Raw genomic sequence first — 14435 nt, 5'->3', positions numbered from 1 at the left:
AAGGCCGCGAAGGCTCCCGGTGGTGCACGAGGGCTGCGGACGGGCCGTCGGAAAGCCGTAAGGTTGGTCCGTACGACAGGAACTTCGAAAAGGAGGCACTGGGTGATCGAGCTCGAGGGGGTACCCGAGCTGATCGACCCGGTCATGGTGGCCGCGTTCGAGGGCTGGAACGACGCCGGCGACGCCGCCTCCACCGCGGTCGCCCATCTGGACCGGGAGTGGAAGGGCGAGGTGTTCGCGGCGCTCGACGCCGAGGACTACTACGACTTCCAGGTCAACCGGCCCACGGTATGGCTGGACAACGGTGTCCGGAAGATCACCTGGCCGACGACGAGGCTCTCCGTGGTCCGGGTCGGCGGCGACAAGCCGCGCGATCTGGTGCTCGTGCGCGGGATCGAGCCGTCGATGCGCTGGCGCTCGTTCTGCAACGAGATCCTGGGCTTCGCCCATGAGCTGGGCGTGGAGATGGTGGTGATCCTGGGCGCGCTGCTCGGCGACACGCCGCACACCCGGCCCGTCCCGGTCAGCGGGGTCACCTCGGACCCGGATCTGGCGCGGACGATGGATCTGGAGGAGACCCGCTACGAAGGGCCCACCGGCATCGTCGGGATCCTCCAGGAGGCCTGCACGCACGCGGGCGTGCCCGCGGTCAGCCTCTGGGCCGCCGTACCGCACTACGTGTCGCAGCCGCCCAACCCCAAGGCGACCCTGGCGCTGCTCAACCGCCTTGAGGACCTGATCGACATGCGCATCCCGCTGGGTGAACTCCCCGAGGACGCGCGGGCCTGGCAGCTCGGCGTGGACCAACTCGCCTCCGAGGACAGCGAGGTGGCGGAGTACGTCCAGACGCTGGAGGAGGCGCGGGACACGGCGGAGCTGCCGGAGGCCTCCGGCGAGGCCATCGCCCGGGAGTTCGAGCGCTATCTGCGGCGGCGCGACGGCGGTCCGGGGCAGGGCCCCGGACCGGGCCCCGGCCTCGCGACCGAGGGTGGCGACACCTCGTATCTGCGGGACCCCGGCAGCGGCCGGACCCGGCCGCCGAAGCCGGAGCGTCCCGCGCCGGAGCCCGAGCCGGAGCAGCCCCAGGACGACGAGGGCCCGGCCGACGGCGACGGCGAGCAGTGAGCCGAGACCGAAGCCATATGCCGTAAGCCGTACGAGGGTCGAGCCGTACGGAGGAGGGGCCGCACCGGGGTCGGTGCGGCCCCTCCTCCGTCGCTCAGGCGCAGTCGAAGCGGGCGGCCGCCCAGTCTCCGTGGTCGCCGCTCTTGGAGCCGTTGGTGTCGGTGATCCGCAGGCGGACATGGCGTGCGCCGGTGACGTCGACGTCGACCGGTACGGTCGCCGACGCGCCGGTCACCTTGGGCGAGGTCCAGAGCACCTCGCCGTCGGCCTCGACCGAGAACGCGACCTCGCCGTAGCCGTTGATCTCGTCGTCGATGCCGACCTGGGCGGTGAAGGCGGTGCAGCGGCCGCCGAGGTAGACCTCGATGTCGGAGTCGGCGTGCGCGCCGATGCCCTTCTCGTAGGCCGTTCCGGCCAGGGTCAGCGTGCGGCCGTCGCTCGCGCCCGACTCGCCGTTGGAGCGGTCGCGTTCGGGCGGGCCCCAGCCGTTGGTGGCCTTCAGCCAGGTCAGATCGCTCGCCCAGACGCCGGTGCCCGGCGGCTCGGGCATCACTCCGACGGCGAACCGCTGGACGGCGGTGCGGTCCTGCCCCGCCGCACGGTGGCGGACGGTCGCGGTGAGCGTGGCCTCACCGGGCTTCGCGTCCTTCGCCGGGGTGACGGACACCTCGACCCGTCGCGTGGTGCCGGCGGGGATGCGGGCGACGGGCGCGGCCGGGGTGACCTGCCAGCCCGCCGGGGCGGTGAGGGACACCTCGACGCCGGTGGCGTCCTTCGTCCCCGCGGTGACGTCGACGGCGACGGTGCCGGGCGCGCCCGCGCCGAGCTCCTGCCCGGCCGGGACGGCGGCGGTGGCGGACGCTCCGGGCACGGCGCCGCCGACGGCGCTCGTGTCCTCCAGTGCGAGGGTGAACGACCGGTCGGTGCGCTGGGCGGCGGTCTTGACCTGCACCACTCCCCCGCGGTCGTCGCGGTCGTACCACCAGCCCTGGTCCGCGGCCTCGTAGGCGGCCCGGGAGGTGAGGCGGGGCAGCCTGCGTTCGCCGAGCGTGACGGCGCTCGGCGCGTCACCGGTGTGGACGGTGAACCGGTAGGGCCGGGACGGGGACTTGCCCGCGTAGGAGCCCTTGCTCGCGCCGATCCGTACCGTCACGTCACCCGCGCCGCGCCGCGGCGCGCGGACCTCGGCGGTCTGGGTGGCGTACTGGCCGGTGCGGTGCGCGCGGGTGACGCCGTCGTCCTCGTACAGCTCGAAGGAGGAGTCGCCCTGGGGGTAGATGTCCCACGCCAGCGGGGAGTCCGGGGTGCGGTCGGTGTACGAGCGGATGCCGCCGGGCCACATCGGGACGGTGGCTCCGGCCCGCACGAACAGGGGCAGCGTGTCGAGCGGGGCGCTGTAGTCGTCGACGGTGACGGGGCCCTGGTAGGTGCGGCCGCTCCAGTAGTCGATCCAGGTGCCCTCGGGGAGGTAGATGCCGTCGCGCTCGGCGGCGTCCTGGTAGACGGGGGCGACGAGGAAGTCCTCACCGCTCAGGAACTCGTACTTCGCCGCGTCCGACGCGGCCTTCGGGTCGTCCGGGTACTCCAGGACGAGCGGCCGGGCGAGGCCGACACCGGTCTTGGTGGCGCGGTGGGCGTGCGAGTAGATGTAGGGCAGCAGCGACTCGTGGAGCTTCAGGTAGTCGCGGTTGACCGAGGTGTACGGCTCGCCGTAGCGGAAGGGCTGCTTGTCGCTGGCGGCCCAGCCGTCCATGGTCATGGTGACGGGGAGGAACATCTTCCACTGGAGGTCACGGGTGTACGTCTTGGCGCTGCCGCCGAAGATGCCGTCGACGTCGCCGGTGGTGTAGGCGAGGCCCGACATGGAGGCGCCCGCGTACGTGGGGATCTGCCAGCGGATGTACTCCCAGGTGCCGGACTGGTCGCCGGACCACTGGACTCCGCAGCGCTGGGCGCCGGCCCAGCTCTCGGGCGCCCAGGTGAAGCCGCGGGCGTCGCTGTGGGCCTCGATGCCGGCGTAGGCGTCCTTGCAGCCGTCGAGGGCGAACTTGTACCCCTCGCCGACCCAGGCGACGTCGAGCTTGGCGACCCGCTGGCCCGCCTTCACCTGCTCCTCGAGCTTGTCGATGCCGTCCTCGGTCCACAGACCGAGCTCCATGCCGCGCTGCTTCAGGCCGGTCGCGGTCTCGGCGAGGTTCTCGTAGCCGCAGCCGTAGCCGTCGTTGACGAGCATCCAGCCGTTGGGCATGTCGTGCTCGACGTAGCCGTCGGCGACCTTCAGCGCGTCGAGGGTGTGGCGCTCGCCGCGGTTGGCGTTGTGGAGGTAGCAGTCGGCGTCGCCGATCTCCAGTCCGTAGACGGGCGGCAGGAACGGCTTCCCGGTGAGGCTGGTGTACTGCCCGATGACGTCCTTGAGCGCGTCGGACCCCGAGCCGGCGAAGTAGTAGGCGTCGAAGCGCTGTTCGCGGGCGCTGGTGGTGACGGGCTCGCCGAAGACGTAGGTGTTCGGCGCGTAGGTGTTGCGGTAGACGCCGTAGCCGGCCGAGGAGAGGTAGAACGGCACGGAGTTGGGGTGGCCCCCGTCGTTCCAGTTGTAGTCGACGCCGACCTCGACGGTCTTGCCGCGGTGCGAGGTGTTGCCGCGGCCGTTCTGCATGCCGGCGCCGTAGAACTGCTCGCCGGCGCCCCGGGCCAGGGTCTGGGTGGTGCGGTCCTGGCTCCAGGTGAGGCCCTGGGCCTCGGACCAGAGCGGGGTGCCGTCGGCGCGGACGGCGGCGAAGCGCAGCGGCGCCTTGTAGGCGCGCAGGGTCACCTTCGCGGTGGTGAGTTCGTAGCGGTCGCCGCGGTCGTGCCAGCGGGTGCTCGGCGGCGGGCCCTGGGGCCGGACGATGTCCTGCCCGGTGGGGTCGGTGAACCGCCCGTCGGGGGCCAGTTCGATGCGGAAGGTCTCGTCGGTGACGAAGCTGACGCGGGCCTGGGCGGCGCCGGCGGCCAGCCGGTAGACGGCGCCGTCGGCCTCGAAGCCGGTGAGGTCGCCGACGGTGGTGGGCGAGGGCTCGGCGGACTGGGCGCTCCCCGGTCCCGCGAACACCGCGAGGAGCCCGAGCACAGCGCCTGCGAATGCAGCCTTCATGCGCAATGTTGATTGCATGGACGGTATTTAGCGCAGAAACGAGCATGAAGGCCAGGACAAAACGGAACCGCCCTCGGACTTCGCGAGAAGTCCGAGGGCGGTTGCCCGAATGCGGGTCGTATGGAGGCTGGCCTAGAGAGCCACACCGAGCAGCGCGTCGACGGCACGGGAGGCGAGGCCGGGCGCGGACTCGTCCGTACCGCCCCCGGCGTTCTGCCGCTCGGCCCACCGGTCGACCGCGGCGAGCGCGGCCGGCGTGTCGAGGTCGTCCGCGAGTGCCTCGCGGATCTCCTCGACCAGGGCGTCGGCGGACGGCCCGTCGGGACGGGACACGGCCGCGCGCCAGCGGTCCAGGCGCGCCAGGGCGTCCTGGAGGACCTGGTCGGTCCACTCCCAGTTCGCGCGGTAGTGGTGCGAGAGGAGCGAGAGGCGGATGGCGGCCGGGTCGACGCCCTGGCGGCGGAGCGCGGAGACGAAGACCAGGTTGCCCTTGGACTTGGACATCTTCTCGCCGTCGAGGGCGACCATGCCGGCGTGCACGTACGCCGTGGCCATGGGGAACTCGCCCGTCAGCGCCTGGGCGTGCGAGGCGCCCATCTCGTGGTGCGGGAAGATCAGGTCGGAGCCGCCGCCCTGGACGTCGAAGCCCATCCCGAGGTGGTCGAGGGCGATGGCGACGCACTCGATGTGCCAGCCGGGGCGGCCGGGACCGAGGCTGGCGCCGTCCCAGCTCGGCTCGCCCTCACGGACGGCCATCCAGAGCATCGGGTCCAGCGGGTTCTTCTTGCCCGGGCGGTCCGGGTCCCCGCCGCGCTCGGCGGAGAGGTGGCGCATCAGCTCGGTGTCGTAGTTCGACACCTGACCGAAGTGCGGGTCCGCCTCGACGGAGAAGTAGATGTCGCCTTCGAGTTCGTAGGCGGCGCCGGAGTCACGCAGCCGCTCGACCAGCGGCACGATGCCCGGTATGGCCTCGACCGCGCCGATGTAGTGCTGCGGCGGCAGCATCCGCAGGGCGGTCATGTCCTCACGGAAGAGGGCGGTCTCGCGCTCGGCGAGCCCGACCCAGTCGACGCCGTCCCGGATCGCCCGCTCCAGGAGCGGATCGTCGACGTCGGTCACGTTCTGGACGTAGTGGACCTGCCGCTTGGTGTCGAGCCACACGCGCTGAACGAGGTCGAACGCGTTGTAGGTCGCCGCGTGACCCATGTGGGTCGCGTCGTACGGCGTGATGCCGCAGACGTAGATACGGGCGACGGGGCCGGGGGCGAGGGTCACTCGTCCGCCGGTCGCGGTGTCGTGGATCCGGAGGTCGCGGCCCTTGCCGGGAAGGGCGGGGACCTCAGAAGCGGGCCAGGCATGCATGACCTGAGCGTAACCGGACACGTGTTCCGGATACGAACCGGATCCGGGATCTTGGCCGACAAGGCGCTCTTGCAGCTCGCAGCCGTTCATGCATACCCCCTGGGGGTCCGGGCCCCAGGATCGAGGGTGGCCGGATCCGATCGGTCAGACCGGGGGCCAGGGGATCGCCGGCCACTGCCCGGAGGGCTCCGGGTGGCGGCCGGTGGTGCGCAGGGCGGTGACCCGGCCGCGCAGCGCGTCGACCTCGGCGGCCGTGAGCAGTTCGGCCAGTCGGGTGGCGAGCGGTGTCCCCGGCGCCAGGGAGCCGTCGAGCCGGGCGAGGACGTCGGCGGCCTCGGCGGGCAGCTCCTCGCCCGCCCAGCCCCAGAGCAGGGTGCGCAGCTTGTCGTCCACGTGGAAGGTCACCCCGTGGTCGATGCCGTATAGGCGGCCGTCCGGCGCGGGCAGCAGGTGTCCGCCCTTGCGGTCGCCGTTGTTGATGACCGCGTCCAGGACGGCGAGCCGGCGCATCCCGGGGCTGTCGGCGTGGACGAGCAGCGCGGTGCGACCCTCGTCGACCTGGGCCGGCCCGACGGCCTTCCACCCCGCCCCCGGCTCCTCGTCCTCGGTGAGGGCGAGGAGGCTCGCCGCCGGGTCGGCCTCGATCCACAGCTGGACCATGCCCTCGCCGTACGGGCCGTCCCGGAGCACCGTGGGCGGTACGAGTCCCCAGCCGGTGGCCTCGGAGATCTCGTACGCGGCGACCTCCCGCTGGGCGAGGGTGCCGTCGGGGAAGTCCCAGAGCGGCCGCTCACCGGCGACCGGCTTGTAGACGCAGTCGGCCTCGGCGCCGTCGTGGCTGACGGAACAGACGAGCACGGCGTTGGATGCCTCGCGGACCTGGCCGCGCACGGTCAGCTCGCCCTTGGTGAGCAGGTCCACGACCGCCTGGTTGCCAAGGCCGCTCATGCGCCGCGTCGGTATCCGTTCTGGCGCGGGCACACATGTCCCTCGGGGTCGAGCGGCAGGCTGCACAGCGGGCACGGCGGGCGACCCGCGTTGACCACCTCCAGCGCGCGCTTGGCGAAGGCCCTGGCCTGCGTGCCGGTGAGCCGGACGCGCAGCATCGGCGGCCCGTTCTCCTCGTCCTGGAGCAGCCGTTCCTCGGCGGCGGCGAGATCCTCCTCGGACTCGGCGTCGAGTTCGACGAGGGCCTGCGCCTCGACGATCATGCGCTGCTCCTCGCCGTCCCAGGCGAGCGCCATGGTGCCGACCCGGAACTCCTCCTCGACGGGGACGTCGAGGGGGGCGGTGTCGGCGTTGTCGGCCGGGGCCATGGCCGGGACGGGGGCGTTGCCGCCGGTGCGGCGCACGACCTCGTCGAGGAGTTCGTCGATGCGTTCGGCGAGCGCGGCGACCTGGGTCTTCTCCAGGGCCACGCTGGTGACCCGGCCGGCCGCGGACGCCTGCAGGAAGAACGTACGGCGGCCAGGCAGCCCGACCGTACCGGCCACGAAACGCTCCGGTGGGTCGTAGAGGAACACCTGACGGGACACGTCCCGGACTCCCTTGCGTCTCGGCGGTGATGGAGGCCCGCGCTACGGCGGCCCGTCCACCCTACTGCGCGGATGGATCACGGTGCGCCCGCACCGCCCCCGACCTCGGCGGCCCCACCCCGATCGCCGGTCTCCCGGGGCGCGAGGCCGGCGAAGTCGCCGGTGTCGCCGAGCCGTACGAGGAAGGGGCGCAGCCGCGTGTAGCGGATGACGGTGACCGAGCACGGGTCCACGTGGATGCGCTGGAAGAGGTCGAGGTGCATGCCGAGCGCGTCGGCCACGATCGACTTGATGATGTCGCCGTGCGAGCACATCGCGTAGACGGCGTCCTCGCCGTGCTCGGCCTCCACGCGCGCGTTCCAGTCCCGTACGGCGTCGACGGCCCGCGCCTGCATGGCGCGCATCGACTCGCCGCCGGGGAAGGCCGCGGCGGACGCGTGGGCCTGGACGACCTCCATGAGGGGCTCGTCGGCCAGTTCGGCGAGCTTCCGGCCGGACCAGTCGCCGTAGTCGCACTCGCTGATCCGCTCCTCGGTGTGGAGCGCGAGGCCGGGCCGGGCGTCGAGGAGCGGACGCAGGGTCTCGCGGCAGCGCTGCAGCGGGCTGGTGACGACGGCGGCGAGCGGCACCCCGGTCAGTCGGCCGGGCAGGGCGGCGGCCTGCGCCACCCCCCGCTCGTCGAGGGCGACCCCGGGCGTCCGCCCGGCGAGGACACCCGAGGTGTTGGCGGTGGAGCGTCCGTGGCGGACGAGAATCAGCGTGGCCATGGCGGCAAGAGTAGGCGGCCGCCCGCGCGCGTGGGGCGGACCCGTCGACGATCACGGGCCGGGCTCACGTGCAGGACGGGGAAAGCGGGGAAGAATACCGCCCGTGATCGTCGACTCCGCCATCTACCGGGACGGGCGCCGTACGGACGGCCCCACCGACCTCTCCGACGCCCTGGCGCAGGCCAGAGCCACCGGCGACGCCTTCCTGTGGGTGGGTCTGCACGAGCCGACGGAGGCCGAGTTCGATCACGTGTCGTCCGAGTTCGCGCTGCACCGGCTCGCCGTGGAGGACGCGCTGAAGGCCCATCAGCGGCCCAAGCTCGAGGTCTACGACGACTCGCTGTTCGTGGTCCTCAAGCCGGTGGTCTACGAGCCGAAGAGCGACCGGGTCACGTCGGGCGAACTGATGGTCTTCATCGGCGACTCGTTCGTGGTGACGGTCCGGCACGGCGAGGGCGCTCCGCTCGCGTCGGTACGCCGCCGTCTGGAGGCCGAGCCCGAGGTGCTGCGCCACGGCCCGACGGCCGTCCTGTACGCGATCAGCGACGCGGTCGTGGACCACTACCTGGAGGTGGTCGGCGAGCTCCAGGTCGACCTGGAGGCGCTGGAGGCCGATGTGTTCGCGCCGACGGGCGGGAATCCGGGGACCACGGCGGAGCGGATCTACACCGCGAAGCGCCAGGTGCTGGAGTTCCGCAGGGCCGCGAGTCCGCTGGCGGCGCCGGTGGAGAAGCTGGCGACCGGAGCCGTGCCGTTCGTGAGTCAGCACGCCAAGCCCTTCTTCCGGGACGTCGCCGACCACCTGACCCGCGCCAACGAGCAGGTGGAGGGGCTGGACCGGCTGCTGTCGGACGTCCTGTCGGCCCATCTCGCGCAGATGGGCGTCCGGCAGAACGACGACATGCGGAAGATCTCGGCATGGGCGGCCATGGCCGCGGTCCCCACGATGGTGGCGGGGATCTACGGCATGAACTTCGAGCACATGCCGGAGCTGACCTGGCCCTGGTCGTACCCGGCGGTGATCCTGCTGATGGCCGGGGCCGTCCTCGGTCTTTACCGGCTGTTCAAGCGCCGCGGCTGGATGTAACCGAGGCGGCCGCGCCACGGGCCGCCCGTGGTGGAGGCCCCGGCGGTTCAGAAGGCGGGGGCCGGCGTCATCGGACCGCCCAGCGCGTTGCGCCGCTCGGGCATCTTCAGGCCGACCATCTTGTGCCAGCCGGCGGCCCGTTCCCACGCGTACACACCGTGGATCCCGGCGGCCAGGACGGCCGACCTGGCCTTGGGCCAGCCGAGGATGCGTCCCATGTGGCTCATCACGGCGAGGCTGACGTCACGGTAGACCTGGATCTCGGCGAGCGCGGACTCGCGCAGGGTGCGCTGGATGAGCCGGCCGTGACCGGCGTACGCGAGGGCCAGCAGCTCCTCGTGGCAGTACGCCAGGTGGTTCGCCTCGTCGTTGTCGATCATGTGGATGGCCTTGCCCAGTTCGGGGTGTTCCCCGAAGTGGGTGACCAGCATGTTCATCTGGTCCGCGGCGCGCTGCTCGGTGACCCGGCTGTGCGAGAGGTAGACGATGATGTCCTCCTCGCTCAGCGGCTCGTCACGGCGGAGCGTGTCGTGGGCGAGGCCGATCCCGCGCTTCTCCAGGAGCATCGTGTAGTCGGTGTCGGGCGGCACCGGCACGGGGTCGAGTCCGCGCTTCTTCAGGAGCGCGTTGAAGATCCGGCCGTGCTTGTCCTCGTCGGCCCCGTGCCGCGTGATCTTGGGCGCGAGATCCCGCATGGCGGGCGGGACGAGGGCCGCGATCCGCGCGTTCTCCCAGCCGCCCTGGGCCTCGCCGCTCGCGGCGATGGAACAGAAGAGCTGGAAGGACTCGTCGTCGTCGATGATCTCCTGGAACAGGCCCTTGGCCGTGAGCATGGCTCCACCTCCCTGCGGGCGTCCGCACACCGCACGTCCGCAGAGAACGAGTCAAGTGCGGTACCGGCCTCCCGGCAACACGAGCGGGGGGCCGTTCGGCTGAAAGATGGAGCGTTCCGCTCGTAACCGTGCGCCGTGTGGCGCGTTGAGCAGCATGACGGCCGTGGCGGGGAAGACCCCCGAGCCCCCACCACGGCCGCAGAACCTCTCAGGGCGCGAAGGACGTGCCTCAGGCGAGGCCCGCGTGCTCCAGGGCCTCGGTGCCCGCCCGCAGCGCCGCCACCCGCTCGTCGAGGGTGAAGCCGGCCGGGGCGAGGGTCAGGGTCGTGACTCCGGCCTCGGCGTAGGCCTTCATCCGGTCGGCGATCCGCTCGACGGAGCCGAGCAGGGTGGTCTGGTCGATCAGCTGACGCGGTACGGCGGCGGCAGCGCCGGTCTTGTCCCCGGACAGGTACTTGTCCTGGATCTCGGCGGCCTGCTTCTCGTAGCCCATGCGCTGGGCGAGCTGGTTGTAGAAGTTCTGCTTGCGGCTGCCCATGCCGCCGACGTACAGGGCGGTGTACGGGCGGAAGATGTCGGCCAGGGCGTCGATGTCGTCGCCGAGGGCGAGGGGCAGGGTGGGGTGGACGTCGAAGCCCTCCATGGTGAGCCCGGCCTTCTCGCGGCCCGCGCGGAGCGGGCGGAGGGCGGTCTCCTCCAGGTGCTCGGCGGAGGGGAAGATCAGCAGGGCGCCGTCGGCGATCTCGCCGGTCTGCTCCAGGTTCTTCGGGCCGATCGCCGCGATGTAGAGCGGGATGTGCTCGCGCTCCGGGTGGACGGTGAGCTTGATCGGCTTGCCCGGGCCGTCCGGCAGCGGGAGCGTCCAGTGCTCGCCCTCGTAGGTGAGCCGCTCGCGGGACATGGCCTTGCGGACGATCTCGACGTACTCGCGGGTGCGGGCCAGGGGCTTGTCGAACTTGACGCCGTACCAGCCCTCGGAGACCTGCGGGCCCGAGACGCCGAGGCCGAGGCGGAATCGTCCCCCGGAGAGCGAGTCGAGGGTGGCGGCGGTCATGGCCGTCATCGCGGGCTGACGGGCCGGGATCTGCATGATCGCGGAGCCGATGTCGATCCGCTCGGTCTTGGCGGCCACCCAGGAGAGGACGGTGGGCGCGTCGGAGCCGTAGGCCTCGGCGGCCCAGCAGACGTCGTATCCGAGGCGGTCCGCCTCCTGGGCGACGGCGAGGTTGTCGCCGTCCATACCGGCGCCCCAGTAACCGAGGTTGATGCCGAGCCTCATGACCACACACCCTCTTTACCGATCAGTAACGTCCCTTGCGCCGGACTCTAGCGCGAGGCGACGGGATCCGTCAGGGGGAGGTTGTCCACAGGCTCTCTCCGCGTGGGGTCTTGGCCAGTAATCTCGCGTCCCATGGAGCAGAGGCATCTCGGACGTACCGGCCTGCGCGTGTCCCGGCTCGGGCTCGGCACCCTCACCTGGGGTCGCGACACCGACGAGCACGACGCCGCCGACCAGTTGAAGGCGTTCTGGGACGCGGGCGGCACGCTGGTCGACACCGCGGACGTGTACGGCGGGGGCGAGGCCGAGTACATGCTCGGGCAGCTCATGGAGCGGCTGGTGCCACGGCGGGATCTGGTCGTCTCCACCAAGGCGGGCAGCGTGCCCGACCCGGACCGGCGGATGGACGGATCCCGGGGCCATCTGCTGGGCGCGCTCGACGCCTCCCTGGCCCGGCTCGGCACGGACCACGTGGACCTGTGGCAGCTGCACGCCTTCGATCCGTACACCCCGCTCGAGGAGTCCCTCCAGGCGCTGGACATCGCCGTGAGCAGCGGCCGGGCACGGTACGTGGGGGTGTCGAACTTCTGCGGGTGGCAGCTGGCGAAGGCGGGGACCTGGCAGCTCGGGGCCGCGGGCACGGGGCGGACGCGCCTCGCCGCGACGCAGATGGAGTACTCCCTGCTCCAGCGGGGCGTCGAGCGGGAGGTGCTGCCCGCGGCCCTGGACCTGGGGATAGGTCTGCTGCCGTCCTCACCGCTGGGGCGCGGGGTGCTGACGGGCAAGTACCGGGACGGCACGCCCACCGACTCCCGGGGCGGTTCCGAGACCATGGCGCCCTTCGTGGAGCCGTATCTGGACGATGCGGCGAGCCGGATCGTCGACGCGGTCGCCACCGCCGCGGACGGCCTGGCGACGACGCCGCTCCAGGTGGCGCTCGCCTGGGTCCGCGACCGTCCGGGGGTGACCGCCCCGATCGTCGGCGCGCGCAACGCGCGGCAGCTCACGGCCGCGTTGTCAGTGGAGAGCCTTAGTCTTCCTGACGAGATCTGCCGGGCTCTCGACGATGTGTCGGCGCCCGTGCACCGCTATCCGGACCAGGACTGGAGCACCTTGTGACCGAGCCTTCGCGGGAGACCCCTCCCGAGGCCACCGAGCCCGTGCCGGGCGAGGCCGACGAGGCCGCGACCGAGCGCACCCCGGAGGCCGGTGACGCGAGCGCTTCCGCGGACGGGGAGACGAAGGCCGCGGAGGTGTCCGAGGCGCAGGCCGAGCTGGCCGCACAGCGCGAGCTGCGGGCCAGGATCGAGCAGCGCAAGGCCGAGAAGGCGGCGCCGGTCGACGCGGGCGGGAAGCTCAGCGGCACGGCGGCCGATCTGCTCGCGGCGGTACGGGCGGTGGAGAGCGGTACGAAGCCGGACACCGCGTTCTTCGAGCCGACCGAGCCCGCGCCACGACGCCCCGCGCCCACGGCGGCGCCCGCGCCCGCGCCGGTCGTGGCGGCGCGCCCCCCGGCCCCCGAGCAGGCGGCGGCCCCCGAGACGCTCGAGGCCGTGCGGGCCGTCCTCGTGCGTGGCGGGGCGCCGGAGTCGCTGACCGGGCAGGTCGCGGCAGCCCTGGGCGAGGGCGCCGCCGAGGCGCTGCGCGAGGACCCCTGGCTCCTCCTCTCGGTGCCCGGAGTCCAGCCCGAGCACGCCGACGGCTTCGCGCGTGCCCTGCTGGGCGCGGAGTGCGGTCCCGACGATCCCCGTCGGGCGGTCGCCCTGGTGGCCTGGCTGCTCGAACGGGCCGCGGTGAAGGGGCACACGGCCCTGGAGGACGGTGCCGTGCGGGCGGGCCTCGGCAAGCTGTCCGTGCCGGACCCGGACGAGGCCCTGCGCCAGGCGGTCTCCGAGGGCGCGGTGCTGGTGTTCCAGGACGAGGAGCCGGCGCCCGGGGACGTCGACGACGAGGACGACGAGACCGCCGACGCGACCGGCGAGGCCGCCGAAGCCGACGTGCCGGTCCTGCTCGGGCTCGACCGGTACGCCCTCGCCGAGGAGAGCCTGGCCGACGGCCTGGCCCGGCTGGTGAAGACCGTGTCCGGCGAGGTCTGGGAGGGACCCGAGCTGGTGCGCGCGGTCGGCGCGCACGGCCTGGTCCTGCACACCGGCGGCGAGGCGGCCCGCAGCGAGCCGGTCGCGCTCGCCGAGGCCGCCCGTGAGCGGGGCCTGCGGGCCGCCGTGGCCGTGCACAGCGAGAACGGAGTCCGCCGGCTCGGCGCGGAGGCGCTGACGGTCTCGGCGCTGCTGTCCGGCACGGCCGGACCCGGCCGGGACGCGGAGGGCGCCTTCGCCCTCGACCTGCTGGTCGTCCTGGACGCGCCGCAGCTGGACGTCGAGAGCGCCGCGATGCTCGTGGAGTCGCTGGCCGACGGCTGCCGTCTGGTGCTCGGAGGCGACCCCGGCGTCCTCGGCTCCGCAGGAGCGGGCCGGGTGTTCGGCGACGTCCTCGCGGCCCGGGTGTGTCCGCAGATCGCCTCCCGGATCCCCGACCCCGGACCGATCGGCGAGCTGGTCTCCGGCATCGGCGTCGGTGAGCTGAACCAGGTGGAGGCCCCGGGCAAGGAGGTCGTGATCGTCCCCGTCCGCGACGCGGGCGAGGCCGTCCACCGCACGGTCCAGCTCGTCGCCGACTCGATTCCCCGCGCGATCGGCGTGCCCACCGAGCAGACCCAGGTGATCACCGTCGGCCATGGCGGTTCGGCGGGCACCCGCGCGCTGAATGCGGCGATCAAGCAGCGGCTCAACCCCGGCCCCGGCCGCTTCGGCGGCTTCGACCCGGGCGACCGCGTGGCGTACGTTCCGGCCCCGGGGCGCACGGTGACCGGGACGGTCGTCGCGGCCGACGCCGAGGGTCTTCGCCTGGAGTGCGAGGGCGAGAAGCTCGTCGTACCGAAGGAGCGGGTGGAGTCCGCGCTGCGGCACGGCTGGGCGCTCACGGCGCACCAGGCGGCCGGGATGTGCTGGCCAGCGGCGGTCGTGGTGCTGCCGGGCGACGCGGCGCAGGGGCTGAGCCGGGCCTGGGTCTACACGGCCTTCGGCCGCGGCGAGCGCCATCTGTCGGTCGTCCACGGGGTGGACCAGGCGCTGCCCCGCGCGGTGGCCGAGGGGCTGCCCCAGGAGCGTACGACCCGGCTGGGGCCGCTGCTGGAAACCCTCCTGGCGGTCGCGGAGGACTGATCAGGACTGCGAGGGGAGCCGGGTACGGCGGAGGGGGGGCCCACGCGGGGTGTCCCGGCCGCCCCCGTACCCGGCCGGCCGCCGGACCCGTAC

General features: G+C 72.9%; 11 protein-coding genes. 4 read left to right on the top strand and 7 right to left on the bottom strand.

The window, feature by feature from the left end:
• Positions 1-102 precede the first annotated feature (102 nt).
• The gene (locus ACF1G2_RS20320) at positions 103-1125 is read left to right on the top strand and encodes a PAC2 family protein (RefSeq protein ID WP_391799607.1); all 1023 of its coding nucleotides are present in this window, start codon (positions 103-105) and stop codon (positions 1123-1125) included.
• Between the two features lie 94 nt (positions 1126-1219).
• Here ACF1G2_RS20320 and ACF1G2_RS20315 read toward each other — a convergent pair whose 3' ends face one another.
• From ACF1G2_RS20315 to ACF1G2_RS20295, 5 genes are all read right to left on the bottom strand, one after another.
• A complete protein-coding gene (locus ACF1G2_RS20315) occupies positions 1220-4258 on the bottom strand; it encodes an NPCBM/NEW2 domain-containing protein (protein WP_391799606.1) in 3039 nt (1012 codons plus the stop codon).
• 132 nt (positions 4259-4390) lie between these two features.
• Positions 4391-5620 carry a cysteine--1-D-myo-inosityl 2-amino-2-deoxy-alpha-D-glucopyranoside ligase gene (mshC, locus tag ACF1G2_RS20310; protein WP_391799605.1) on the bottom strand — a complete coding sequence of 410 codons (1230 nt, stop codon included), beginning with the start codon at positions 5618-5620 and terminating at the stop codon, positions 4391-4393.
• Between the two features lie 144 nt (positions 5621-5764).
• Entirely contained in the window at positions 5765-6601 is an 837-nt protein-coding gene (locus ACF1G2_RS20305) for an SCO1664 family protein (RefSeq protein WP_391799604.1), read from the bottom strand.
• Positions 6565-7155: a DUF3090 domain-containing protein gene (locus tag ACF1G2_RS20300; protein ID WP_391799603.1), complete on the bottom strand. Its 591-nt coding sequence runs from the start codon at positions 7153-7155 to the stop codon at positions 6565-6567. Before ACF1G2_RS20300 ends, ACF1G2_RS20305 begins: the two co-directional genes overlap by 37 nt.
• Before the next feature lie 77 nt (positions 7156-7232).
• Positions 7233-7922, bottom strand: a complete 690-nt coding sequence (locus ACF1G2_RS20295; protein WP_391799602.1) for a histidine phosphatase family protein — start codon at positions 7920-7922, stop codon at positions 7233-7235.
• 94 nt (positions 7923-8016) lie between these two features.
• On the opposite strand from ACF1G2_RS20295, the gene corA reads away from it, so the two are divergent.
• A complete protein-coding gene (corA, locus tag ACF1G2_RS20290; RefSeq protein ID WP_391799844.1) occupies positions 8017-9009 on the top strand; it encodes a magnesium/cobalt transporter CorA in 993 nt (330 codons plus the stop codon).
• 47 nt (positions 9010-9056) lie between these two features.
• Here the strand turns inward: corA and ACF1G2_RS20285 are convergent, their stop codons facing one another.
• Complete coding sequence (locus ACF1G2_RS20285) at positions 9057-9842, bottom strand: ferritin-like domain-containing protein (protein WP_391799601.1); 786 nt, start codon at positions 9840-9842, stop codon at positions 9057-9059.
• Positions 9843-10071: 229 nt separating this feature from the next.
• Positions 10072-11121 (bottom strand): LLM class F420-dependent oxidoreductase, encoded by a 1050-nt coding sequence (locus tag ACF1G2_RS20280; RefSeq protein WP_391799600.1) that lies wholly within the window; start codon positions 11119-11121, stop codon positions 10072-10074.
• A 132-nt stretch (positions 11122-11253) separates the two neighbouring features.
• On the opposite strand from ACF1G2_RS20280, the gene ACF1G2_RS20275 reads away from it, so the two are divergent.
• Both ACF1G2_RS20275 and ACF1G2_RS20270 read left to right on the top strand, forming a co-directional pair.
• A complete protein-coding gene (locus ACF1G2_RS20275; protein ID WP_391799599.1) occupies positions 11254-12240 on the top strand; it encodes an aldo/keto reductase in 987 nt (328 codons plus the stop codon).
• Positions 12237-14342, top strand: coding sequence for a helix-hairpin-helix domain-containing protein (locus tag ACF1G2_RS20270; RefSeq protein ID WP_391799598.1), 2106 nt, complete (start codon positions 12237-12239; stop codon positions 14340-14342). The genes ACF1G2_RS20275 and ACF1G2_RS20270 overlap by 4 nt, the downstream gene beginning before the upstream one ends.
• The last annotated feature ends 93 nt before the right edge of the window (positions 14343-14435 follow it).

Source organism: Streptomyces sp. NPDC013457 (assembly GCF_043089925.1).
Classification (GTDB): domain Bacteria; phylum Actinomycetota; class Actinomycetes; order Streptomycetales; family Streptomycetaceae; genus Streptomyces.
Note: the sequence above shows the minus strand (reverse complement) of the source record. Positions and strands in the feature narration are given on the sequence as shown.

Coding starts and splice junctions, on each gene's coding strand:
- ACF1G2_RS20315 (WP_391799606.1), bottom strand. CDS start 4,258: ATGAAGGCTGCATTCGCAGGCGCTGTGCTCGGGCTCCTCGCGGTGTTC.
- mshC (WP_391799605.1), bottom strand. CDS start 5,620: ATGCATGCCTGGCCCGCTTCTGAGGTCCCCGCCCTTCCCGGCAAGGGC.
- ACF1G2_RS20295 (WP_391799602.1), bottom strand. CDS start 7,922: ATGGCCACGCTGATTCTCGTCCGCCACGGACGCTCCACCGCCAACACC.
- ACF1G2_RS20285 (WP_391799601.1), bottom strand. CDS start 9,842: ATGCTCACGGCCAAGGGCCTGTTCCAGGAGATCATCGACGACGACGAG.
- ACF1G2_RS20280 (WP_391799600.1), bottom strand. CDS start 11,121: ATGAGGCTCGGCATCAACCTCGGTTACTGGGGCGCCGGTATGGACGGC.
- ACF1G2_RS20275 (WP_391799599.1), top strand. CDS start 11,254: ATGGAGCAGAGGCATCTCGGACGTACCGGCCTGCGCGTGTCCCGGCTC.